The 23909-nt window shown below is 70.8% G+C and carries 16 protein-coding genes and 2 pseudogenes; 6 read left to right on the forward strand and 12 right to left on the reverse strand.

Going from position 1 to position 23909, the window contains the following annotated elements; all coding sequences use genetic code 11:
- Window positions 1-210 precede the first annotated feature (210 nt).
- Window positions 211-1323 carry a mechanosensitive ion channel family protein gene (locus tag GFH49_RS30565; protein ID WP_196218171.1) on the reverse strand — a complete coding sequence of 371 codons (1113 nt, stop codon included), beginning with the start codon at window positions 1321-1323 and terminating at the stop codon, window positions 211-213.
- Between the two features lie 361 nt (window positions 1324-1684).
- Window positions 1685-2310 (reverse strand): annotated as a pseudogene (locus GFH49_RS30570) (TIGR00374 family protein); the annotation flags it as partial.
- A gap of 216 nt (window positions 2311-2526) precedes the next feature.
- Between GFH49_RS30570 and GFH49_RS30575 the strand changes: the two are divergent.
- The 4 genes from GFH49_RS30575 to GFH49_RS30590 are packed head-to-tail and all read left to right on the forward strand — an operon-like array spanning window position 2527 to window position 9133.
- Entirely contained in the window at window positions 2527-4404 is a 1878-nt protein-coding gene (locus GFH49_RS30575; RefSeq protein WP_155059331.1) for an ABC transporter ATP-binding protein, read from the forward strand.
- A 51-nt stretch (window positions 4405-4455) separates the two neighbouring features.
- Window positions 4456-6000 carry an NAD(P)-binding domain-containing protein gene (locus tag GFH49_RS30580; protein WP_155059300.1) on the forward strand — a complete coding sequence of 515 codons (1545 nt, stop codon included), beginning with the start codon at window positions 4456-4458 and terminating at the stop codon, window positions 5998-6000.
- Window positions 5993-7582 (forward strand): class I adenylate-forming enzyme family protein, encoded by a 1590-nt coding sequence (locus GFH49_RS30585; protein ID WP_155059301.1) that lies wholly within the window; start codon window positions 5993-5995, stop codon window positions 7580-7582. The genes GFH49_RS30580 and GFH49_RS30585 overlap by 8 nt, the downstream gene beginning before the upstream one ends.
- A gap of 24 nt (window positions 7583-7606) precedes the next feature.
- On the forward strand, window positions 7607-9133 hold the full coding sequence (locus GFH49_RS30590; protein WP_155059302.1) for an aromatic amino acid ammonia-lyase: 1527 nt from the start codon (window positions 7607-7609) through the stop codon (window positions 9131-9133).
- Here the strand turns inward: GFH49_RS30590 and GFH49_RS30595 are convergent.
- From GFH49_RS30595 to GFH49_RS30635, 10 genes and pseudogenes are all read right to left on the reverse strand, one after another.
- On the reverse strand, window positions 9114-9761 hold the full coding sequence (locus GFH49_RS30595; protein WP_155059303.1) for an ATP-binding response regulator: 648 nt from the start codon (window positions 9759-9761) through the stop codon (window positions 9114-9116). The genes GFH49_RS30590 and GFH49_RS30595 overlap by 20 nt on opposite strands.
- Before the next feature lie 96 nt (window positions 9762-9857).
- Window positions 9858-10922: a dipeptidase gene (locus tag GFH49_RS40585; RefSeq protein WP_230396593.1), complete on the reverse strand. Its 1065-nt coding sequence runs from the start codon at window positions 10920-10922 to the stop codon at window positions 9858-9860.
- Between the two features lie 129 nt (window positions 10923-11051).
- Window positions 11052-11603, reverse strand: a pseudogene (locus GFH49_RS40590) (type 1 glutamine amidotransferase); the annotation flags it as partial.
- Window positions 11600-13267, reverse strand: a complete 1668-nt coding sequence (locus GFH49_RS30605) for an ABC transporter ATP-binding protein (protein WP_155059305.1) — start codon at window positions 13265-13267, stop codon at window positions 11600-11602. The pseudogene GFH49_RS40590 and the gene GFH49_RS30605, both read right to left, overlap by 4 nt.
- Window positions 13264-14484, reverse strand: a complete 1221-nt coding sequence (locus GFH49_RS30610) for a serine hydrolase domain-containing protein (protein WP_155059306.1) — start codon at window positions 14482-14484, stop codon at window positions 13264-13266. The genes GFH49_RS30605 and GFH49_RS30610 overlap by 4 nt, the downstream gene beginning before the upstream one ends.
- Complete coding sequence (locus GFH49_RS30615; protein WP_155059307.1) at window positions 14481-15662, reverse strand: anhydro-N-acetylmuramic acid kinase; 1182 nt, start codon at window positions 15660-15662, stop codon at window positions 14481-14483. The genes GFH49_RS30610 and GFH49_RS30615 overlap by 4 nt, the downstream gene beginning before the upstream one ends.
- Window positions 15662-16582, reverse strand: coding sequence for an N-acetylmuramic acid 6-phosphate etherase (gene murQ, locus GFH49_RS30620; protein ID WP_155059308.1), 921 nt, complete (start codon window positions 16580-16582; stop codon window positions 15662-15664). Before murQ ends, GFH49_RS30615 begins: the two co-directional genes overlap by 1 nt.
- Window positions 16579-17466, reverse strand: a complete 888-nt coding sequence (locus GFH49_RS30625) for an ABC transporter permease (RefSeq protein ID WP_155059309.1) — start codon at window positions 17464-17466, stop codon at window positions 16579-16581. The genes murQ and GFH49_RS30625 overlap by 4 nt, the downstream gene beginning before the upstream one ends.
- The gene (locus tag GFH49_RS30630) at window positions 17463-18443 is read right to left on the reverse strand and encodes an ABC transporter permease (protein ID WP_155059310.1); all 981 of its coding nucleotides are present in this window, start codon (window positions 18441-18443) and stop codon (window positions 17463-17465) included. The genes GFH49_RS30625 and GFH49_RS30630 overlap by 4 nt, the downstream gene beginning before the upstream one ends.
- Entirely contained in the window at window positions 18440-19981 is a 1542-nt protein-coding gene (locus tag GFH49_RS30635; protein ID WP_155059311.1) for an ABC transporter substrate-binding protein, read from the reverse strand. The genes GFH49_RS30630 and GFH49_RS30635 overlap by 4 nt, the downstream gene beginning before the upstream one ends.
- Before the next feature lie 275 nt (window positions 19982-20256).
- On the opposite strand from GFH49_RS30635, the gene GFH49_RS30640 reads away from it, so the two are divergent.
- On the forward strand, window positions 20257-21138 hold the full coding sequence (locus tag GFH49_RS30640; protein ID WP_155059312.1) for a MurR/RpiR family transcriptional regulator: 882 nt from the start codon (window positions 20257-20259) through the stop codon (window positions 21136-21138).
- A gap of 94 nt (window positions 21139-21232) precedes the next feature.
- Entirely contained in the window at window positions 21233-22546 is a 1314-nt protein-coding gene (locus GFH49_RS30645; RefSeq protein WP_155059313.1) for a type III PLP-dependent enzyme domain-containing protein, read from the forward strand.
- Window positions 22547-23909: the final 1363 nt, after the last annotated feature.

The following is a 23909-nucleotide window of genomic DNA, read 5'->3' on the forward strand; positions in this document are numbered from 1 at the left end:
TCGCACGGTTTCGCGGATCCCGTGCGTCTGCCGGGAGATCCAGCGCGTCCGAATCGTGTGGTCGTGCGTGGTGACCGCCACATCCCATGGTCCGCTTCGGCTCGGGCGGCCGGGCGGCCGGGCGGCCGGGCGGCCGGGTGGCCGGCCCGGGCTGCCGGGCCGCCGCGGCCCGGAGGTCTCAGGCGACCCCGTCCACCCGAACCTCGGCACTCAGTCGAGCCGGGCGGCGGGGATGTCGTCCGGCGCGATCCCGGTCCCCGTGTCCTCGGGGCTGCGCTGCTGCGGAATCGCCACGGAACCCCGCTGCAACGCCACCGTCCGCGCGGGCGCCGGAATGCGGATGCCCTCCGCGCGGTACCGCTTGTGCAGCTGCTTGATGAACTCGTGCTTGATCCGGAACTGGTCGCTGAACTCGCCGACGCCGAGGATGACGGTGAAGCCGATACGGGAGTCGCCGAAGGTGTGGAAGCGGACCAGCGGCTCGTGTTCGGGGACGGCGCCCTCGATCTCGGTCATCACCTCGGTGACGACCTCGCAGGTGACCCGCTCGACGTGGTCCAGGTCGCTGTCGTAGGCGACTCCCACCTGGACCAGGATCGTCAACTGCTGCTCGGGACGCATGAAGTTGGTCATGTTCGTCTTCGCGAGTTCGCCGTTGGGGATGACGATCAGGTTGTTGGAGAGGGCGCGGACCGTCGTCTGCCGCCAGTTGATGTCCTCGACATAGCCCTCCTCGCCGCTGGCCAGGCGGATGTAGTCGCCGGGCTGGACGGTCTTCGAGGCGAGGATGTGGATGCCCGCGAAGAGGTTGGCGAGCGTGTCCTGGAGGGCCAGGGCGACCGCCAGACCACCCACACCGAGGGCGGTGAGCAGCGGTGCTATGGAGATGCCCAGCGTCTGCAACACCACCAGGCAGCCGATCGCCAGGACCACGACCCGGGTGATGTTGACGAAGATCGTCGCCGATCCGGCGACTCCGGAGCGGGCCTGGGTGACGGTCCGGATCAGTCCGGCGACCAACCGGGCCGCCGCGACCGTCACGACCAGGATGAGCAGGACGGTCAGACCCTGGTTGACGTTGTGATGAACCGTCCTGGTCAGCGGCAGCGCCGTCGCCGCGACCGCCGCGCCGCCCACCACCGACGACCACGGCACCACAGTGCGCAGTGCGGAGACGATGACCTCGTCGCCGGTCCAGCGGGTGCGGTCCGCGTGCCCGCCCAGCCAGCGCAGCAGCATGCGCAGCAGGAACGCCGCCAGCAGACCCGCGGCCATCGCGATGCCGGCGACGATCAGGTCGTGCGTGGTGAGGTCGCGATTCACCGGTCACCTCCGGTGCGAAGATCCGCGGGGACGTTCCTCGCCGACGGCCGGATGTGAAGTCTCGTCACGTGTTTCACCTGCTCGCTTCCGTGATGTGCGCCTCGCGCCGGACGGCCCTTCGATGTCCGGCGCGACCGCTCATCCTGCCGTACCGGGCACTGGAGTTCGTATCTGGTCCGACGGCCGGATCGCACAGCTCAGCCGCTTCCCCGGCCGGTTCCCCCTGTTCCCGGTGTCCTCGCCGTACGCCGCTGTGGTGGGCGTTCCGTACGAACGCCGGGCGGCGCACCACCACAGCGTGGCGAGGGCGGGTACGACGGTGAGTGCGGTGGAGGCGTCGTCCATTGTGTCGAGCGTCACCGGCGACGACCGGGGCAGCGGGCGGCACCGGCAGCCCCAACGCCAGCCCCACCGCGACCAGTCCGGCTGCCGGTAGGGAGGGGAAGGCGAGCGAGCCGCCCCACAGGTGAGGACGATGGCGCGCAGCTTCCGTACGGGCAGCAGGACCGGCAGCGCCACGGCGGCCACCACGCCGCTGCCGATCAGGAGCGGCCCCAACGCGCCGTCCGGCAGGAGCGAGCCGATCTGCAGCGCGTGCGGGAAGGCGATCAGCAGGGCCGTCAGCAGGCCCACACGGGCGATCGACTCCGGCGGCAGACAGCGGGCGGGCGCGGCGGAGGAGCGGGCCGGCGGAACGCCGCACACCGCCATGAACCGCAGACTGACCGCGCCGGCCCCGAGGCCGGTCGGCAGCAGGTGGTTGGCGGTGCCCGCCGCGAACTGCGTGGCCGGCAGCCGCCGTACCGGCAGCCGCTCGACGAGCGCGCCCTGCCGGGCGGCGGACGCCGCGACCCAGGTGCCGCAGGTGGCCGCGCCCGCGGCCGGCAGCCACGGCCACTCGGCGCGGCGCAGATGTCCGAAACCCTCCACGAGCACGGACCAGTGGCGCACGGCGGCCCACAGCACGAGCGCGAGCGGGACCAGCATCAGGATCTGCCGGTACGGGAGGCGCCCGAGGCCTCGGGGGCGACGCACGACCATCACAGCGGGAGAGGTTTTCCACGTCAGGTCAACTGCAGGTTGCGGGCGTGGAGACGGCGGCTGACACGCCGGGCACGGCATCACATCCGTCCTGCGCGCGGACGGTGCCGATACGGCGTTGACCTCAAGGATGGTTGAGGTTCTACGGTCCCTCTCATGAGTATCGAGATCACGGCCTGGACACAGCTGCAGAGTGTCATGAGCGCCCAGGAGCGCCGTCCCCTCGCCCGCGCGACGCTGCGCCGGATCGGCGCGTTCGCCCGCCCGCACCGGGCGCGGATAGCGCGCTTCGTGGTGCTCGGGGTGGTGACGGCCCTGCTGGCCGTCGCCACACCCGTCCTGGCCGGCGGCGTCGTGGACGCGATCGTGACGGGCGGCGACGAGACGACCGTCGTACGCCTTGCGCTTCTCATCGCGCTGATCGCGGTCGTCGAGGCGGCATTCGGCATCCTCGGCAGGCGGTTGTCGGCGACGCTCGGGGAGGGGCTCATCCTGGATCTGCGGACGGCTGTGTTCGATCATGTGCAGCGCATGCCGGTCGCGTTCTTCACCCGCACTCGTACGGGAGCGCTCGTCAGCCGTCTCAACAACGATGTGATCGGTGCGCAGCGGGCGTTCAGCAACACCCTGTCCGGCGTGGTCAGCAACCTCGTCACCCTCGTGCTCACCCTCGCCGTCATGCTCACCCTCTCCTGGCAGATCACGCTGCTCTCGCTCGTCCTGCTGCCGGTGTTCGTCGTCCCCGCGCGGCGGATGGGCAGCCGCATGGCCCGTATGCAGCGGGAGGCGGCGGCGCTCAACGCGGCGATGGGCACCCGGATGACCGAGCGGTTCTCGGCGCCGGGCGCCACCCTCGTCAAGCTCTTCGGCCGCCCGGAGGAGGAGTCCGAGGAGTTCGCGGCCCGCGCCCGCCGGGTCCGGGACATCGGCGTACGGACCGCCACGGCCCAGTCTGCGTTCATCACCGCCCTCACCCTGGTGTCGGCCCTCGCGCTCGCCCTCGTCTACGGCCTCGGCGGCTGGTTCGCCCTGCGCGGCACGCTGGAGCCCGGTGCCGTGGTCGCGCTGGCGCTGCTGCTGACCCGCCTCTACGCGCCGCTGACCGCCCTCGCCGGCGCCCGGGTCGAGGTGATGAGCGCCCTGGTCAGCTTCGAGCGGGTCTTCGAAGTCCTCGACCTGAAGCCGCTGATCGAGGAGAAACCGGACGCGCGACAGGTGCCCGACGGCCCGGTCTCCGTCGCCTTCGAGGACGTCCGCTTCGGCTATCCCTCCGCAGACAAGGTCTCCCTGGCCTCCCTGGAAGAGGTCGCCGCACTCGACACCCGCGGCGGCGACGAGGTCCTGCACGGCATCTCCTTCCGCGCCGAACCCGGCCAGACCGTCGCCCTCGTCGGCTCCTCCGGCGCCGGAAAGTCCACCATCGCCCAACTGCTGCCGCGCCTGTACGACGTCGACGAGGGAGCCGTCCGCATCGGCGGCGTCGACGTCCGTGACCTGAGCGCCGACTCCCTGCGCTCCGCCCTCGGCATGGTCACGCAGGACGGCCACCTCTTCCACGACACCGTCCGCGCCAACCTGCTCCTCGCCGCCCCCGCCGCGACCGAGGACGACCTGTGGGACGCCCTGCGCCGCGCCCGCCTGGCCGACCTCGTACGGTCCCTGCCCGACGGCCTCGACACGGTCGTCGGCGAACGCGGCTACCGCCTCTCCGGCGGAGAACGCCAGCGCATGACCATCGCCCGGCTGCTCCTGGCCCGCCAGCGCGTCGTCATCCTCGACGAGGCCACCGCCCACCTGGACAACACCTCCGAGGCCGCCGTCCAGGAGGCACTGGCGGAGGCCCTTGAGGGACGGACCGCCGTCGTCATCGCCCACCGGCTGTCGACCGTGCGCGCCGCGGACCTGATCCTGGTCGTCGAGGCCGGCCGCATCGTGGAGCGCGGCACACACGAACAACTGCTGGCGACGGGCGGACGGTACGCGGAGCTGTACCGGACACAGTTCGAGCCCGGCGATGTGACGGAGGCCGCGGCGGCGTAGGCCCACCCCAATCTCAGAGCCTTCTGATGTCGCGCCGCTAGCGTCCGGCCCATGGCACGCGATTACCTGATCATCGGGGCCGGACCGGCCGGACTTCAGCTCGCTGCTCAACTGGAACGCGACGGACGCGACTACGCCGTCCTGGAGCGGGGGGACGGGCCAGGAACCTTCTTCACCACATTCCCCAGACACCGCCAGCTGATCTCGATCAACAAGGTGAACACCGGGTACGAGGATCCGGAGCTGCGGCTGCGGATGGACTGGAACTCGCTGCTCAGCGACGACCCGGAGCTGCTGTTCACCCGGTACAGCGAGCGCTACTTCCCCCGCGCGGACGACCTGGTCCGCTATCTGGCCGACTTCGCCGACCGCACCGGCGTCCGCGTCGAGTACGGCACGGAGGTCGTCCAGGTCTCCCGGACGGACGATGCCTTCACCGTCCTCGACCACACCGGACGGACCTGGCGGGCCCGGCGGCTCGTCGTGGCGACCGGCGTCTCCCGGCTCAACGTGCCGCCCATTCCCGGCATCGAACTCGCCGAACGCTACGACGAGTTCGACACCGACCCGGCGTCCTTCACGGGCCGGCGGGTGCTGATCGTCGGCAAGGGCAATTCCGCGTTCGAGACCGCCGACGCCCTCATGGAGAAGGCCGCGGTCATCCACGTCGCAGGCCCGCACTCGCTCAAGATGGCCTGGAAGACCCACTTCGTCGGGCATCTGCGGGCGGTGAACAACAACTTCCTGGACACCTACCAGCTCAAGTCGCAGAACGCCGTTCTGGACGGCACCGTGGAGACCATCGAGAAGTGCGCCGACGGCGGTTTCCGGGTGGTGTTCCGCTACGCCCGGACCACGGAACGGCTCCGCGAACTCCACTACGACCGGATCATCGCGTGCACCGGCTTCCGCTTCGACGCGGGGGTCTTCGACGAGACCTGCCGCCCCGCGCTCGTCATCGACGACCGGTTCCCCGAGCAGACCCCCGCCTACGAGTCGGTGAACGTCCCGGACCTCTACTTCGCCGGCACACTGACCCAGCAGCGGGACTTCAAGAAGTCCACCAGCGGCTTCATCCACGGCTTCCGCTACGGAGTACGCGCCCTGTACCGCATCCTCGCCTCCCGGTACCACGACACACCCTGGCCCGCCCAGCCGCTCACCGCGGAACCGGAGGCGATCGCCGACGCCATCGTCGCCCGCGTCAACCGCTCGTCCGGCCTGTGGCAGCAGTTCGGGGTCCTCGGCGACGTGGTCGCGGTCGACGGCGACCAGGTCCTCTACCAGGAGGAGGTCCCGCTCGACCACGTCACCGACGGCGGTCTCGGCCCCGCCGCGCACCGGTTCGTCGTCGACCTGGAGTACGGGCCCGCGCACGACCACGTCGACCCGTTCGACGTCACCGTCCCGCGCGTGACGGAGAACGATGTCGAGCACTCCATGGACTCCACCTACCTCCACCCCGTCGTACGCCACTACCGCGACGGCGTCCTCGCCGGCACCCATCACCTGGCGGAGAACCTGGAGAACGAGTGGGACATCCCTCAGGTGCACCAGCAGCCGCTCACCGCGTTCGTGAAGGCCTGTCTTGGCTGAGCTGTTCCCCGGCGGCGTACTGGACCTCCTCGACGCGGCGGGCGACCGCCCGGTGTTCGAGCACGCCGACCGGGTGGTCTCCGGGGCCGGGCTCCTGGCGTCGGTACGGCGTGCGGCGAACGGTCTGCGGAAGCACGGCGTCGGACCCGGGGACGGCGTGGCCGTCCTGCTCGGCGTGAGCCCCGAGGCGTTCGCCGCAATCACCGCCGCCCATGTCGTCGGCGCCCGCGTCGTCGGCGTACGACCGGGCCTGACGGAGCGTCAGCAGAACCACCTCCTGGCGGACGTCGCCTTCCGGGTCACCGAACGGGCCGACGGCCGGGCAGCGCCCCCAGCCGGGAGCGGGGGAGCGACCGGTGGGCGAGCGACCAGCCGCAACGCGCCCGCAGACGACCGGCGGCCCGCGGAGCGCCTCGCACTCGACGACCTGCTCTCGGCGGCAGACGACGGCGCCCCGCCCCGGGTCACGGCACGGCCGCAGGACATCGCCCGGCTCATCCACACCAGCGGCAGCACCGGCGTCCCCAAGGCCTGCACCCAGACCTACGCGGCGATGACCGCGGCCTGGACGCTCCGGCCGGACGACTGGCCGCCCGCCATCCGTGAACTCGCCGCCCGCCTGGACAGGTTCCTGGTGTTCGGGACCCTGGCGAGTCAGGTGATGATGGAGTACGGGCTGCTCACACTCGCCGCCGGCGGCACCCTCGTCACCGCCGACCCGCCGGCCTTCCCCGACGCCCTCGTGCGGCACCGGGCGACCGCCGGCGTGATCACCGTGGCCCGTCTGGCGAAACTCGTGGCGAGTCAGCGCGATTCACCCGTGGACCTCAGCGGACTGCGCGCGCTGATGGTGTCCGGGTCCCCGATGGAGCCGGGGCGGCTGCGCGAGGCCGCCGACGTGCTCGGACCGGTCGTCTTCCACGGGTACGGCCAGACCGAGACCGGCACGATCTCCATGGCCACCCCCGCGGACGAGCCCGGCTCGCTGGGCGTGCCGCCCGTCGACCTGGAGGTCCGGGACCCCTCCGGCCGCCCCGTCCCGCCCGGCGCCGACGGCGAGCTCTACGTCCGGACCCCGTCGCAGAGCACCGGCTACTGGCGGGAACCCGCCCTCACCGCCGAGGTGTTCACCGACGGCTGGGTGCGCACCCGCGACCTCGGCCACCTCGACGCCGGGGGCCGGCTGTGGCTCACGGGACGAACCCGCGACGTGATCATCGTCAACGCCAACCTGTACTACGCCGGACCCATAGAGCGGCTGCTCGCCACCGACCCCGCGGTGGCCGAGGCGTATGTCGTCGCCGTACCCGACGACGACACCGGGGAGAGCGCCCACGCCTTCGTCGTGCCCGCCGCCGGTCACGCCCCGGACCTCGGCGCACTGCGCGCGCTGGTGGCGGCGAACCTGGGCCGGGCGTGTGCGCCGACCCGGCTCACCCTCATCGAGGAGGTGCCGCTCACGCCGGCCGGAAAGCCCGACAAGCGGCGGCTCGCAGCCGGGGGTGATCAGGGGGACGTACGCCATGGCCCCCAGGGCGTGTTTCGAAAGTCCCGCCGTCCACCGGATTTCAGAGAGCTCTGAGATTGCCCGCCTACGTTTCCGGGGGTGCTCACCACGACGGACACCGTATCGCTCACTGGTCCTCTGGACTCCGCCGCCCTGCGCCGCGCGGCGGCCCCGCTCACCGTCACCGTGGACGACCAGGTCCGCGTGCGCGTCGACCGGGGCCGGCACCTCTTCAACGCACTGCGGCACGGCGACGGAGGCGAGGAGCGCCGGATCTACGGCGCCACCACCGGCTTCGGCGCACTCGTGGGGTACGCCGGCCGCGCGGACGAGGCCGACCAGTGCGACAACACCCTGGCCCATCTCGGCGCGGGCCAGGGCCCCGACCTGGCGCAGGAGATCACGCGTGCCGCTCTGCTGCTGCGCACCTGGTCCCTCGCCCAGGGCGTCTCCGGCGTGTCCACCGAGGTCGTCGACCGGCTCGCCGCGATGTTCGCCACCACGTTCTCGCCCGCCGTTCCCCGCTACGGCTCCGTCGGCGCGAGCGGCGACCTGATCCCGCTCGCCTACGCCACCCAGGCGCTGCGCGGCCGGGGGCACGCCTACCTGGACGGCCGCCGCATCCCGGCCGCCGACGCCCTGACGGCCGCCGGACTGAGCCCGCTCGTGCTGGACGGCCGCGACGCGCTCGCTCTGGTCAACGGCACCTCCGTCACCTCCGCGGCCCTGGCTCTGGCCCGCGACGCCGTGCGCGCCGCCCACCGCTCGCTCACCGCGCTCACCTGCCTGCTGGCCGACCTCCTCGGCTGTGACGCCGGCTTCCTCGACGCGGACCTGCTGCGCGCCTACGGCCACGCCGGCGCGACCGACGCCGGCGCGCGCATGCGGCGGACGCTCGCCGGCACCACGCCCTCGGCCACCCGGCCGCTGCAGGAGCCGTACAGCATCCGCTGCTCCCCGCAACTGCTCGGCGCGGCGGAGGACGCGCTGCGCTACGTCGACGGTGTGGTCGCCGCGGACCTCGGCGGCGTCAGCGACAATCCGCTGTTCTTCCCCGACGACGAGGAGGGGATGCCGGGGAAGCCGGGGAAGGTGGTGCACGGCGGAAACTTCTTCGGGCAGCCCGCCGCCTTCGCCGCCGACCTGCTCGCCTCCGTCACCGCCCAGTTGGGCAACCTCGCCGAACGCCAGCTCGACCTCCTGGTGGACCCGGCGCGCAACGGAGGCCTGCCGCCGATGCTCGCCACCACGCCGGGCGCCCAGCACGGCCTGCAGGGCGTGCAACTGGCCACCACCGCGTTCGTGGCGGAGATCCGCCGCGCCGCGGCACCGGCCGCCATGCAGAGCCTGCCGACGAACCTGCACAACCAGGATGTCGTCCCGTTCGGCACCCAGGCGGCCCTGCGCTCCTACGACATGGCGGAGCTGCTCGGCCTGCTGTGCGGGTCGCTGGCACTCGGCCTGCGCCAGGCCGTCCACGTCGGAGCCCGCCGCCCCACCGCGCCCCGGTGCGGCAGACTCCTGGACGCGCTCGTCGACGCGATCCCTCCGGTCGAGCCGGACCGCCCGCTGGACGCCGACGTGCGCGCCGCGGCACGCCTGCTGGTCACGTACGACCTGCCCTGACCGGACGCGCCTGGGCCGGGGCGGGCGGGGCGGGAGCGCACTCCGGGAGCCGGATGGTGAACCGGGCGCCGCGTCCCGGGCGGCCGACGGCGACGACCGTGCCGCCGTGGTGCGTGACGACCTCGCGCAGCAGCGCGAACTCCCGCGCGGCGAGGGCGATCCGCTCGCCGTCGGCCAGTTCGACCTCCCGGTGGCCGACGTACAGGTGGCCCGAGCCGATCCTCAGGACGTCGGTGACGTCGAGCGCTCTTCGGCACAACGCCCTTAACCGGGCACTCAGCTCGTCGAGTTCGAACGGCTTGACCAGGTAGTCGTCGGCACCGGCGTCCAGCCCGTCGACCCGGTCGTGCACGGCGCCCATCGCGGTCAGCACCAGCACCGGAGTGCGCACCGCACGGGACCTCAGCCGTCCCAGCAGGTCGAGGCCGTCCAGTGCCGGCAGGCGGCGGTCGACGACGAGCACGTCGTACTGCCGCGTGAGGCCGAGATGCAGGCCCCGCTGGCCGTCGGTCGCGACGTCTACCGCATACCCCTCGTCCCGCAGTACCTCGAAGAGCATGGTGACCAGTTCACGGTCGTCCTCGACCAGCAGCAGCCGCCAAGGATCCCGCTCATGCCCCTGCGCCATCGTCTGACTCCCCTCGCCCCCGCGTCGCCTATCAACGCCCTTGCCTGACGCGGAAGTTCCCGGCCGCGGGCGCCGAGGGGAGGGACACCACTTGGCTCAGCGGTTCACGGCGAAGGCGTCGTCGGTGTCGGCCAGTACACGCAGGATGTTGTCCGAGGCGAGGGCACGTAGTTCGGCGGGGGACCAGCCGCGTGCGGCGAGTTCGTCGAACAGGGCCGGATAGCGGGACACGTCGGCGAGTTCTGGTGGCAGGGCCGGGGTGCCGTCGTAGTCGCCGCCGAGTCCGACGTGGGCGATGCCCGCCACCTCGCGTGCGTGGTCGATGTGATCGGCCACCTGGGCGACCGTCACCAGTGGCCGTTCTGTGCGGTCGCGTTCCTCCCGGGGCAGCTTCGACCAGGCCCAGTGCTCGCCGGACACGAACGACGGCACGAAGGTCAGCATGATGACTCCGCCTCCGGCTGCGGCACGGGCGAGCACGTCGTCGGGCACGTTGCGCGGATGGGGGTTGACGGCAGCGCACGACGAGTGACTGAAGATCACCGGTGCTTCGGCGATGTCGAGGGCGTCGTTCATGGTGGCCACGGAGACATGAGAGAGGTCGACCAGCATGCCGAGGCGTTGCATCTCCCGGACGATCTGTCGTCCCCGGTCGGACAAGCCGTTGTTTCGGGGGGTGTCCGTGGCCGAGTCGGCCCACGACGTGTTGTCGTTGTGGGTCAGGGTGAGATAGCGCACGCCGAGCCGCGCGAAGGATCGCAGTACGGCGAGGTCGTCGCCGATGGAATGCCCGCCTTCCGCGCCGAGCAGTGAGGCGATGCGTCCGTCTTCGATGGCCTGCCTGGCTTCTGTGGCGTTCCAGGCCAGTCGCAGGTCCTCAGGGTGACGGGCTACCAGGCGGTGCACCAAGTCGATCTGCTGGAGTGTGCTCCGTACGGGGTCGGGGTCCTTGCAGTCAACGTAGACGGCCCAGAACTGGCCGCCCACTCCGCCGGCACGCAGCCGCGGCAGGTCCGTATGGAACTCCGGGACTGATCCGGTGAAGTCCACGACGGAAGAGTCGCGGTGGACGCGATAGGCCCACGGCAGGTCGTTGTGACCGTCGAAGACCACCGGAGGGATGGCGGCACGGTCGCGTACGACGGCGGCGAAGTTCGCCACCAGTTGCCGGGCTGTGCGGGCGGACTCCGGTTCCGTCTGCTCGGCGCGGGCGCGCAGGGCCCGCAGGTCGAGTCCGTCATCGGCGAGTGCGGCTTCGTCCCACTGGGTGAGCCGTTCGGCGCCGACCTCCGGGTGGAACTGCACGCCCCAGGCCCGCTCGCCCAGCCGGAAGGCCTGCACCGGGCACTGTGCGCTCTGTGCGAGATGAACGGCCCCGGGTGGAAGCGCGGTGATCTGGTCCCGATGGTTCTGTATCGCGTGGAAGAAGTCGGGCACGTTGTGCAGGAGCCGGTCGTCGAGGGCCGCGGGGCGCAGCGTGATGGGACAGGATCCCCGTTCGGGTGTTCCGTGGTCGCCGTCGACGGTGCCGCCGTGGGCGGACGCCAGCAGCTGGGCCCCCAGGCAGATGCCGAGCAGAGGGACTCCGCTGTCCACCGTGCGCCGGGCGAGTCGGCGCTCGCGCGGCAGCCAGGGGTGGCGGGCGTCGTCGTCAGGCAGGAACCCTCCACCGAGCAGCACCACGGCGTCGTATCCGTCGGGTGTGTCCGGGGCGTCGGCACCGTCGATCTCCACCGGAGTCAGGCCCTCATCCCGCAGCCACGGGCTCAGACGTCCGGGGCCGCTGCGTTCGGCGTTGCGCACAACGAGAACGCGAGGTGCGGGCGTGGGGCGCGTGGTCACTTGTGCACACCCTTTCCAGGGATCGCGTCGATGAGTTCCCGGGTGTAGGGATCGGCCGGATGACCGAAGATGGCCTCCGGGGTGCCTTGTTCGACCACGCGTCCCTTGCGCATCACCAGGACGTGGTGGGAGACCAGCCGCACCACGTCGAGATCGTGGCTGATGAACAGGTAGCCCAGGCCCAGCTCGCGCTGGAGCTCGACCATGAGGTCGAGGATCTGCTCCTGGACCAGTACGTCCAGCGCTGACACGGCTTCGTCCATCACGATCAGCCGTGGCTTGAGAGCAAGGGCGCGGGCGATGGCCACTCGCTGCCGCTGGCCGCCCGACAGTTCGTGCGGGTACCGGTCGGCGCAGGACGCGGGCAGCGCGACCTGGTCCAGCAGTTCGACCACGGTGGCCCGGTGGTCGGTGCGACTGCCGCCGATGCCGTGAACGCGCAGCGGCTCGGCGACGATCCGGGCGATGGTGTGGCGCGGGTCGAGGGAGGCGTACGGGTTCTGGAAGACGGGCTGGACGGCCTTGCGGAACGGCAGCAGACGCCGGCCTTTCAGCCTGGTGATGTCGGAGTTGTCGAAGTGCGCCTCGCCGCTGTCGCAGTCCTCCAGACGCAGCGCGATGCGTGCCGTGGTGGATTTGCCGGATCCGGACTCGCCGACGATGGAGACGGTGCGGCCCGGCAGCACGCTCAAGCTGACGCCGTCGACGGCTCGCAGCGGCTCACGGCGGCCGCGCAGCCGGTAGTCCTTGGAGACGCCGCGCAGCTCCAGCAACGGCGTGGGTCCGCCGCGCGCGGCGTCCTCCGTCACCGGCGTGACCTTGGCCCGTGCCATGCCGGGGGCCGCCGCGAGCAGCCGGCGCGTGTACGCGTCCTGGGGATCGTCGATGACCGTGCGGGAAGGGCCGGTTTCGACGACACGGCCGTTGTGCATCACCACCACGCGGTCGGCCCGTTCGGCGGCGAGGGCGAGGTCGTGGGTGATGAGCAGCACGGAAGTGCCCAGGTCGCGGGTGAGTTCGGCCATCTGATCGAGCACCAGGCGCTGTACCGTGACGTCGAGCGCGGAGGTGGGTTCATCCGCGATCAGGACGCCGGGGCGGCAGGCCAGGGCCATGGCGATCAGGACGCGCTGGCGCATGCCTCCGGAGAATTCGTGCGGGTACTGCTTGAAACGGGAATCGGCGTCGGTGATGCCGGCTCGTTCGAGCAGCGCGATCGCTTCCTTGCGTGCCTGTTCGCCCTGGGCCCGGCCGTGGACCTGCAACGCCTCGACGATCTGGGACCCGATCGTGGCGACCGGATTGAGGTTCGTCATGGGATCCTGCGGCACCATGCCGACTCGTGCCCCGCGTATCTGGCGCATGGTCTTTTCGGTGGCTGCGGTGATGTCGAGGTCATCGAGACGGACCGAGCCGCTGGTGATCCGCCCGTTGTCCGCCAGCAGTCGGTTGACGCAGGCTGCCAGCGTTGACTTGCCTGATCCCGACGCCCCGACCACGGCGACCGTTTCTCCCGCTGCCAGGTCCAGGTCGACCCGGTCCACGGCGGTGAGGTCGCCGCCGGCCGTCCGGAAGACCACACTCAGGTCGCGAATGCACAGTTTGGATTCGGCGTGGGAATTGCCGGCCGCCGGGCCGGCCGCGGCCGCGTTGGATGCGGTCATGGTGACTCCTGAACGTGCGTGGGGGTGCCAGAACCGGGGGTACGGGCCGTAAGCGGCCGGCCGGGTCGGGCGGAGGGGAAGGCGTCCGCCTGGGTGAGGCTTCGCACGATGCCGAGGTGGCCGCGGTGCGCGAGCACGTCCACAGGCACCAGATCGGCCCTGGCGCCGCGAGTTCCGTGCAGGCGGGTGGCGGCGACGGCCATGACCAGCGGGCGGTCGGTGGCCGCCGCGAGATGGGTTCCGGTGAAACCGCCGTGGCCCACCATGGGGACCGGCCCGTTCGGGGTGGCCAGTTCGAACCGGCGGAAACCGAGGCCCTGTTCCAGGTCCCGCGAGTCGGCCGCGGCGGTGAACCGGGATCGGACAGCCGCCGGAACGAAGGCTTCGTCATGGACGAGGGCCGCTCCCAGCCCGAGCAGTTCGTCCAGCGGGGCGAAGAGCCCGGCGTGTCCGCTGACTCCGGCCAGCGCGTGGGCCGCGTTGCCGTCGGCGGCCGTTCCGCGCACCGCCGTGGTACGCCAGCCGGCGAAATCCGCCGTGGTGAACGGCACCGGGTACGGTTCGCCCGTCCGCACCATCGACGACTCGATCCGGTCATCGTCGGCGGACACCGCGGCAGCCGCCGGATCGACGGGCCCGTACCGGGTGCGGGTCAGGCCGAGAGGCTGGGCGACCCACTGCTGAAAGGCCGTGGCCAGGCCGGTACCGGTGATCCGTTCCACGATGCGGCCGAGCAGTTGGAAGCCCACGTCGGAGTATGTGCGGCGGTGTCCGGGCGGAGCTTGCAGCGGAAGACGCTCGGCCAGGTCCAGCGCCGTCTCCCGGTCGGTGGTCTGGCAGTACAGCGGCCACCAGGGGATCAGACCGGCCCGGTGGGCGAGCAGGTCGGCGGCGGTGACCCGGTCCTTGTCCCCGCCGCGGAAACCGGTCAGGTGGGGACTGACCGGGGCGTCGAGATCGAGTCGTCCGGCCGCCGTCAGCCGCATGGCCACAGCGGTGGTGGCCGCCACCTTGGTCACCGAGGCGAGGTCGAACAGCATCCGGGTGGCCATGGGGTCGCCGGGCGTCGCGCCGTCCGGACGCATCGCGTACCCCGCGGCGGCCAGTACGGTGCCGGTCGCGGGGGTGGCCACGCCCAGGCACACCCCGGCCGGCCGCTGTCCGGGGCCGCCGGTGTCCAGGACCTCCCGCGCGGCCGTGGTCAGGTCGGGACTCATGCCGTCCCTCCGCTGACAACGAGCCGCAGGGGACGCACCGGCGGTATGCCGGGCAGGACCAACGGCCCCGTGCCGGGGGTGATCTGACCGAGTACCCGCTCGTGCGAGGCGCCGGTGCAGGCGGCGACACTTCCGGGCAGGCCGTGCAGCGTGCTCCAGCCCAGCAGCGCGAAGGCGATGGCCTCCTTGGCGTCGGAGGGCACGCCGAGCACGTCGGTCGTCCGTACCGCGAGGCCCGGCAGACGGTCCGTGATCGCCCGCATGAGCGTCGGGTTGCGCACGCCGCCGCCGGAGGCGTACAGGACGTCCAGCTTCGCGTCTCGCACGGCCTGCGCGACGATCTCCGCGGTGAGCGCCGTCACCGTGGCCACCAGGTCGTTCAGCGGGGGCCGGCGGTCGGTGCACAGCAACGCCTTCTCGACGTACAGGGAGTCGAAGAGCTCCTTGCCGGAGCTCTTGGGCGGGGTGAGCGTGTAGTAGGGCTCGGTGAGCAGGTGGTCGAGCAGTTCCTCGTCGACGGTTCCGGACGCGGCGAGCCGGCCGTCGCGGTCGAAGTCGTCGACGCTGTCCGGATCGGCGGCGACCACGGCGTCGATCAGCGCGTTGGCCGGTCCGATGTCCCAGGCCACGGGCTCGGTCTCGGGCGCCATGACGGTGATGTTGGCGATACCGCCGAGGTTGAGGGCGCCGGCCCGCTGACCGCGCTCCACGGTCGGCTCCAGCAGCATCCGGTCGAGCAGCGGTACCAGAGGGGCACCCTGGCCTCCGGCGGCGATGTCGGCGCTGCGCAGGCCGGAAACGACGGGCAGACCGGTCGCCTCCGCGATCCAGGCCGGCTGGCCCAGTTGCAGTGTGCCGCGGGCGGAGGTGTCCTCCACCCAGTGGTAGAGGGTCTGTCCGTGGCTGCAGACCGCGTCGGCGGGCGCCTCGGCGAGTGCGGCGAGCGCGGCCTGCGCGAAAGCCTGTCCGATGCGGGTGTCCAGCGCGCAGACGTCGGCGGCGGTGATGTGCCGTGGGGGCAGCGCGGCGACGAGGCCGGCCCGCAGCTGCGGGGGGTAGGGCAGCGAACCGTGGTGGGCGATCCGGCCGCGCAGGGTCGCGGCGTCCTGGGTGAAGTCGACGACGGCGACATCGATGCCGTCGTGCGAGGTGCCGGAAATCATGCCGAGTACGCGCATCAGCGCCCCTCCAGGACGATGCCGAGCCGGTCGGAGGCAGCCGCGAGCGCTGCGCGTGCGGTGTCCGCGTCGCTGTCCAGGGCGATCATGGCGACGGCGGTCTTGGCATGCCAGCCGGCTGCCTCCAGCACCCGACGGGCGCTGCTTTCATCGGTGCCGGTGGCTGTGGTGACGATGCGGACAGCTCGGTGACGGAGCTTGTCGTTGGTCGCCTGGACGTCGACCATGAGGCTGCCGTACGTCTTGCCCAGACGCACCATGGCCAGCGTGGACAGCATGTTCAGCACCATCTTGGTGGCCGTGCCGGCGCGCAGCCGGGTCGAGCCGCGCACGATCTCCTCGCCCACGACCACCTCCAGCGGGAGGTCGACCGCCGCGGACAGCGGGGCGTCGGCGTTGCATGACAGGCCCACGGTGAGGCAGCCGAGTTCGGCGGCCCGCCGGACCGCGCCCAGTACGTAGGGCGTGCGCCCGCTGGAGGCGATGCCCACCACGGTGTCCAGCGCTCCGGCGCCGAGAGCTTCGATGTCGGACCGGCCCAGCTCCGGATCGTCCTCGGCGGCTTCGACCGCATCCGTGAGGGCCCGCGTACCGCCGGCGATCAGACCGACGACCCGTCCCGGCGGGGCGCCGAAGGTCGGGGGGATCTCCGAAGCGTCGAGGACGCCGAGCCGACCGGATGTGCCGGCCCCGGCGTAGACGAGGCGGCCCCCGCTCGCCATGCGGGCGGCCAGGGCATCGACGACCGCGGCGATCGCGGACGCCTGCTGTCGTACCGCGGCGGCGACGGCGGCGTCACCGTCGTTCATCAGGTGTACGAGGTCGGCGGTGGGCAGCGCGTCGAGCATGGGGCCGATGCCGTCCATGCGCTCGGTCACCAGCGTGTCCAGCGGGACGGACGGTGGCGTGGCGGGGGTCATCGGCGGCCCCCCGCGCGCGGGTCGACGACATCACGCAGGCCGGCGCCGAACATGTTGAGGCCGATGACGAACACGATGAGCGCGATACCGGGCCCGGCCAGCAGCCAGGGCGCGATGCTGGAGAGAGTGCGTGCGTCATAGACCATCACGCCGAGCGACGCCGCGGGCGGCGGAGTGCCGAACCCGAGGAAACTGAGCGAGGCTTCGGTCAGGACGGCCCAGGACAGGGTGAGGGTGACCTGGACGAGGACGATGCCGCGCATGTTGGGCAGAACGTGTGTGAACAGGGTGGCCAGCCGCCGCTGGCCGATGGCGTTGGCCGCGGTGACGTAGTCCGCGCTGCGCAGCGTCAGCACGGGGCCTCGCGCGACGCGTACGAAGATCGGCAGGTACACCACGGCGATGGCGAGGGCGACCGTCCGCCAGCTGCGGTCCAGGGTCGAGGCCAGGGTGAGGGCCAGCAGCAGCGACGGGAACGCGAACAGGACATTGGTCAGCACACCGATCACCCGGTCCAGCAGCCCTCCGTAATAGCCGGCGAGGATGCCGAGAACGACGCCGAGGCTTCCGGAGAGGGCGACGGAGACGCCGGCCACGAGGAGGGAGCTGCCGAGGCCGGAGGCGACGCGGGAGAAGACGTCGCGGCCGAACTGGTCGGTGCCGAACCAGTGGGCACCGCTCGGAGACTGCAGCGCGGCGGCGACGTCCTGCGTGTCAGGGTCGTACGGCAGCGCGCCCACGGATCCCGCGACAGCGGTGGCGATCACGAGCACGGTGAGAACGGTGCCGATCAGCCCGGACCTGTTCCGCAGGAGCGCGCGCAGCGCGGATTCCCGGCGGGCCGGTGCGGAAGGGGTGTAAGGAGGTTCCACGACGGTGCTCATCGCGACCACACCCTCGGGTCGACCATGCGGTAGACGAGGTCGGTCAGCAGGTTGACCAGGACGAACAGCACCGCGATGACCAGTACAGTGCTTTGGACCACGGAATACTCCTTCTGCTCCATGCCGAGCAGCACCTGGCGCCCGATTCCCGGCAGGGAGAAGATCTGCTCCACCACGACGGCTCCGCCGAGCAGGAACCCGAACTGCAGACCGCTGATGGTGACGATGGGGATCAGGGCGTTGCGCAGCACGTGCCGCACCTGGAGGGCACGTTCGGGAACTCCCTTGGCCCGGGCGGTTCTGATGTAGTCCTCACCCCGGATGTCGAGGATCGCCGTCCTCGTCGTCTGCATGATCGGTGAGGCGATGCTCACTCCGAGGACCAGCGCGGGCAGCAGCATCTGCTGGATGTTCATCAGCGGGTCCTCGGTCAGACGCGCGTATGTCTCGCCGTTGGGGTTCCAGCCGAACGAATTGGCGAGGACGCTGGCCAGGACGGAGCCGGTGAGGAAGACGGGCGCCGACAGCACGAGCAGGCTGGCCGTCTGGGCCGCGTTGTCGCGCAGGGCGCCGGGCCTGGATGCGGCGATCATGCCGCCGGGAATGCCGATCACCAGGGCGAGCACGATGGAGAGGACGGCGAGCTCCAGCGTGACGGGCAGGGCTTGCGCGGTCATGTCCGCTACGCTCTGGCCCGCGTTGGAGGAGAAGCCGAGGTTTCCGCTGAAAACGCCATTGAGCCAGGACAGGAACTGTTCGGCCAGCGGCTTGTCCAGCCCGTAGTAGGCATGCAGTTGGGCGAGCTGGGTCTTGCTGAGGTCACCGGCGTCGATGCCGTAGGAGGCGGTGACCTGGTCACCGGGCAGAACACGGAGCAGTGCGAAGGTCAGGACGGATACGCCCAGGAGGGTGAGGAGGGCCTCTCCCACCCGGCGCGTCACCGGATGCCCTTGGAGGAAGAGGAGCGTGGACTTCATACGAGCTTCGTCTCCCACAGGCTCTGCAGGCTCGCGTCGGTGATCGGCTGGAAGCCCTGTACGCGGGTGTTGGTGGCGATGTAGCTGCGGCCGGTGTAGAGCCAGATCCACACGGCCTTGTCCTCAAGCTCCCGCGAGATCTTCTGGTAGGCGGCCTTGCGTGCGGCGGTGTCGGTGGTCGCGATTCCCTCGGCGAAGAGCTTGTCCAGGTTCGCGGAGCGGTAGCCGGCGACCTTGTTGAAGTTTCCGTCGCTGGTGAAGTACCGGGTGTATGTCGTGGCCGGGTCGGGGCCCGCGCCGTTGAGCGCGACGGCGGCGTCGAAGTCGCCGGCCAGCCAGCGGTCGACGTAGGCGCTGGAGTCCAGAGTCTCGATCTTCATGGTGATCCCGGCTCCGGCGAGCTGGGCCTGGATGTTCTGTGCCTCGTCGGCGGCGCTCGAATAGAGTCCCTGCGGCACGATCGCGGTGAAGGTGAAGCCGCCCGGCTTGCCGGCGTCGGCGAGGTACTTCTTGGCCGCGTTCACGTCGCGGGTCGGACAGGGGCGGGCGTCGGGGTCGGAGGCGTAGGCCGGCGAGGTGATGGGGCCCGCGACATCGCCCTGTCCGAGCGCTGCGGTCTTGACCACCTGCTCGCGGTCGATCGCGCACTGGACGGCGAGACGCACATCCGTGTCCTTGAAGACGCTGGAATCCGGGCGCAGTTGCAGCGCGTGGTAGTCGAGCTGGTCGACGGTGTGGGTGGTGACGTCGGCGGACTTGGCGGTCCTGGCGGTGACGTAGTCGTCGAAGACCGCCATGTCGATGGTGCCGGAGCGCAGTGCCGAGACCATGGAGTTCTCGTCCTGGATGACGCGGAACTCCAATGAGCTGAGCCCGGGGCGTCCGCGGTAGTAACCGGCGTTGCGCACCAGGGTGATGGACTGGTTGGGCGTGCGGCTCTCGAAGGCGTACGGGCCGGAGCCGACGGGCTTGGTCTTGAGGCTGTCCAGCGGCTTGCCGGAGGGCAGGATCGCGGTGTTGACAACGGTCAGCGCGGAGACCAGCGAAGCGTCCGGGGTGCGCAGTTCGATCACGACATGGCGTGCGTCGGGCGCGCTCACGCTCTTCACCGCGGACAGCGAGGTTCTGGCCACGGCGTTGGTGTCGGGGTCGAGGATCTTGTCGATGCTGTACTTCACGTCGGTGGAGTCCAGGGTGGATCCGTCCGTGAAGGTGAGACCGGACTTCAGGGCGAACGTATACGTCAGGCCGTCCTTGGAGACGGCGGGCAGGTCGGCGAGGCCGGCCACCGGGGCGAGATGGGAGTCCTGGTTCAGCAACGAGCTGTACACCTGCCCCAGTACCTGCTGCGACTGAACGGCTGTGGCCGTCCAGGGCAGCAGTTGAGTGGCGTCCGCGCTGATGCCGAACACCAGGGGACCGTTCGCGCCTTTGGCGGAGGCGCCGGTATCGGAACATGCGGTCGCCGTGGCCAGCGCGGCCACTGAGGCGCCGGCGGCTATCAGGGACCTGGTCGTGCGGCGGTGTCGGGTGAGCACGTGCTTCCTCCTGAGATGCGGACCGGCATCAGGGATGCGCCCGGTGCTTGAGGGGCGTTGGCGAGCACACTAGACATAAAAACTTCCACGCGCAGTATCCGTCGTGTAACTTTTTTCCATGGCCTGCTCGTCGGCCGCCCACGGGCGGCGCGGGTGCCGTGACGTGGGAAGGTGTGGACGGCCCGGACGACGAGGACTCGCCCGGCCTTGCCTGCGGCCCAACCGGCCCCGGGCCGCAGGCGGTTGACGAGGTCAGGGATTAGGGAGAAGCAGAGATGATCGATGATGTGACGATGCGGCTGCGTCAGGCTCTGCCTGGGCTGCGTCCAGCCGAACGCCGCATCGCGGATCTGACGTTGGCGTCCCCGGCCGAGGCGGCGGAGATGACCATCACCACCCTCGCCGAGCGGTGCGCGACCTCACCGGCCAGCGTCACCCGCCTGTATCGCACGCTGGGTTTCACCGGATACCCCGCTTTTCGCATCGCTCTCGCCCGTGCCGCCGCCGGTGAGCAGGGCAGACGGCTCAGCTTCGGCGTCGAGGACGCCGACATCGCACCCGACGACGATGTCCGCGACGTAGCCCGCAAGCTCGCCTACCACGAGGCGAGAGCGATCGAGGAGACGGCCGAGGCGCTGGATGTGGTGGAACTGGACCGCGTGGTGGACGCCATCGTCCAAGCGCCCGTGGTCGACATCTACGGTTCCGGTTCGAGCAGCCTGGCCGGGCAGGACCTGATGCAGAAACTCCACCGCATCGGTTACCAGGCCAACTGCTGGATCGATTCGCACCTGGGCATCACCAGTGCCGCGGTGCTGCGCCCGGGCAGTGTCGCCATCGGGTTCTCCCATTCCGGACGCACCTCGGAGACCCTCTCCTGTCTGCGGACAGCCGCGGCGGCAGGCGCCCACACCGTCGCCGTGACCAACTTCCCCGACGCCCCCTTGGCGAAGTCGGCCGACTCCGTCCTGACGACCACGTCACGAGAGACCCGGTTCCGCCCCGGCGCGATGGCCAGCCGCATGGCCCAACTGACCGTGGTCGACATCCTGTTCCTCAGGGTCGCGCAGCGTGCACCCGAAGCCGTCACCGTCTCCCTCACCGCGACCTACGACGCGATCGCCACCCGGCATGAACGCGCGAACCGGACCGACTGAGGCACCTGCCGCCCGGAACACCGTATGAACGCCCCACGACCACGCTCCCCGTCCACTGAAGGCCAACCCATTCGAAGGGCAGCAGCGCAAGGCCATGAGTAACGATGCCCGAACCTCCAGCGTCCGCGCGGAACGAGAGCGAGCCATCACGGCGGCCGTCCGGCAGGAACTGATCAACCAGGAGCAGCCCGTGGTCGGCCTGCTGAACCTGACCGGCGTGCGGCGTACGGCAGCCGAACTCCACGCGGCCTTCACCTTCCCCGGAGTCGACGTTCTGCACACCTTCGCAGTGAAGGCCGCTGCCCTCGTTCCTGTGCTGCGCCACCTCGCACGCGAGGGCGTCGGCGCGGAGGTCGCCAGCCCCGGCGAACTGGCCATCGCCCGGGCCGCCGGGATACCCGCCCCTCACATCGTGCTCGACTCACCGGCCAAGACCGAAACGGAACTCAAGGAAGCCCTCGCCGCGGGCATCGCCATCAACGCCGACAATCCCCAGGAACTGTCCCGCATCGACGCACTCGTACGCCGGGCTCCCACCACCTCGCCCATCGGCGTCCGCGTCAACCCGCAGGTCGGCGGAGGCAGCATCGGCGCGATGAGTACCGCCACCGCCACCAGCAAATTCGGTGTCGCCCTGCGTGATGAGGGCGCCGAGGAATGGATCGTGCAAGCCTTCCTTCAGCGCCCCTGGCTCACCCGGCTGCACACCCACACCGGATCCCAGGGCATGCCCCTGACGCTGATGGCCGAGGGCATCGCGACCGCGTACACACTGGCCGAGAAGATCAACGCAGCAGCCGGAAGACAACAGATCACCGTCCTCGACATCGGCGGCGGGCTGCCGGTGAACTTCTCTTCCGACGAGACCAAGCCGTCCTTCCGCACGTACGCGCAGACGCTGCAGACGGCTGTGCCCGGCCTTTTCGGCGGCCGGTACGGCATCGTCACCGAATTCGGAAGGTCCCTCGTCGCCAAGCAGGGCGTCGTGCTGGCCCGTGTCGAATACGCCAAGTCCGCCGGTGACCGGGCCATCGCCGTCACCCACGCAGGTGCGCACATCGCTACCCGCACGGTGTTCGCCCCCGAATCCTGGCCGCTGCGCGTAGAAGCACGGGACGCCTCCGGGAACCCGAAAACCGGGCAAAAGGTACCGCAGGACGTTGCCGGCCCATGCTGCTTCGCCGGCGATCTGGTTGCCCGGGACCGCCCGCTGCCGCTTCTGGAGCAGGGGGACCTGGTCGCACTCCTGGACACCGGCGCCTACTACTTCTCAAACCACTTCGCCTACAACTCCCTGCCGAGACCCGCGGTGTACGGGTACACCACCGGCGCAGCTGATTCCGTGCACTTCGAGATCCTCCGCAAGCCGCAAACCCTCGACCAACTCGTCGCGGAAAGCGGCGGCTGACCCGTTCCTGGGCGATCGGCTGCTGAGCCTTCAGGCGTACGACGCCGGCGAGGGGCCGTCCCTCTGGCCGCGACGCTCATGGCGGGCGGCCCCGCGCTGCTGGCGCTGATCGCCCCGGGCGGCCCCGTTCCCACGGTCTCGATCCCTGGGGCCTTGCGCGCAGTATGCCTCGCGCCAGATGCTCCTTCACGGCTGCCGTGGGACGCGCTGGGGGCGTTGCCGGGTGGGTAGACAAGCCAGGCGCCGGGCCCGTGGGCCGTACGGAGCCGCCTCCTACGACGGTGCCGCTCCCCCCTCAGCCCTGCACGGGCCCGGCATAGGGGCGGGATACCTTGCCCGCCCCTTCCCGAGGAGCCGCCGAAGCGGCCTGCGCCGGTCCCCACGCCGACGCCACCCGTGAGACAAATCCCGTCCGGGCCGCCACCCTGTTCGGCCGGGCGACAGGGGCGATGAGTCCCTGTGAGGGAGGAACCTCGTCGCCGCTCGTCTCGCGGGTTCGTCTCTCATCCTCACATCACAGGTGACGTTGGAGCAGGGGCTGAACGGCTCAGCTGAGGGGCCGACCGGCCCGACCGGCCAGTAATAGGAGAAGTTGACATGCCCGCTGGAAGGTCAACCGGCCCTTGGCAGAAGCCTCACCGACCTGCCCTTCCCTCAACGTCCGTTACTCCACGCCAGAAAGGCGGCAGATCTCAAGCCCTGTTCGGGAGGCTGGCACTGCTCGGGCTGGCCTTGCTGACCGTCGCGCAGGTCGGGCACCGCTTCTGCAACTGCTGCCGGAACTCTGGGCGTTCGCTCTGGTGGCCCTCGGCATGGGCGCCGCGTGGCTCGTCGGCTTGGACCAGTTCGGAGCCTGGAACCTCGCCGTGCGCAACGACACGATCGGCACCACGCTGACCGGGTTCCTCATCGCGGGCGGCGCTTACTCCGTCATCCCTGCTGGGAGGCCTCCGCCACCGGTCATTCGGCGTGATGCAACAGTGCGTGGCCCGCCCGGTTGAGCAGCAGTCCGAAGTGACCGTGCCGTCGACGTGCCCCGACGCCGAGGAGGTCGGCCGCCGCCGAACGGGCGAGCGGCAGATGGCGTAACGGGCGAGCGACAGATGGCGTACGGGGCCCTCGGCGAACACGGGGTGTACGACGACGCTGGGATGCTTGTCCACAAGGTCGTCCAAGGCGCCGTCGAGCACCGCGACCGCGACGATGGTCGTGTGGAGACACCCCGGCCGCGCCCAGCCGATGATGCCGCAGCCGCGACCATCGCTCCGCGAGGTCCTAAGCCTGTCAGCACAGTGACGTTCCGGCCGTCCCGGGCAGAGCTAAGACGGCATCAAGGGGCAGGTCACGGGCCATACTTGAGTGT

It is taken from the genome of Streptomyces blattellae (genome assembly GCF_009709555.1).
Lineage (GTDB): Bacteria > Actinomycetota > Actinomycetes > Streptomycetales > Streptomycetaceae > Streptomyces > Streptomyces blattellae.

What these genes read in the sequence shown, in the direction of transcription:
- murQ (WP_155059308.1), bottom strand. Translation starts at nt 16,582, where the DNA reads ATGACCCCCGCCACGCCACCGTCCGTCCCGCTGGACACGCTGGTGACC.
- GFH49_RS30595 (WP_155059303.1), bottom strand. Translation starts at nt 9,761, where the DNA reads ATGGCGCAGGGGCATGAGCGGGATCCTTGGCGGCTGCTGCTGGTCGAG.
- GFH49_RS30615 (WP_155059307.1), bottom strand. Translation starts at nt 15,662, where the DNA reads ATGCGCGTACTCGGCATGATTTCCGGCACCTCGCACGACGGCATCGAT.
- GFH49_RS30580 (WP_155059300.1), top strand. Translation starts at nt 4,456, where the DNA reads ATGGCACGCGATTACCTGATCATCGGGGCCGGACCGGCCGGACTTCAG.
- GFH49_RS30605 (WP_155059305.1), bottom strand. Translation starts at nt 13,267, where the DNA reads ATGACCGCATCCAACGCGGCCGCGGCCGGCCCGGCGGCCGGCAATTCC.
- GFH49_RS30645 (WP_155059313.1), top strand. Translation starts at nt 21,233, where the DNA reads ATGAGTAACGATGCCCGAACCTCCAGCGTCCGCGCGGAACGAGAGCGA.
- GFH49_RS30625 (WP_155059309.1), bottom strand. Translation starts at nt 17,466, where the DNA reads ATGAGCACCGTCGTGGAACCTCCTTACACCCCTTCCGCACCGGCCCGC.
- GFH49_RS30610 (WP_155059306.1), bottom strand. Translation starts at nt 14,484, where the DNA reads ATGAGTCCCGACCTGACCACGGCCGCGCGGGAGGTCCTGGACACCGGC.
- GFH49_RS30640 (WP_155059312.1), top strand. Translation starts at nt 20,257, where the DNA reads ATGATCGATGATGTGACGATGCGGCTGCGTCAGGCTCTGCCTGGGCTG.
- GFH49_RS30630 (WP_155059310.1), bottom strand. Translation starts at nt 18,443, where the DNA reads ATGAAGTCCACGCTCCTCTTCCTCCAAGGGCATCCGGTGACGCGCCGG.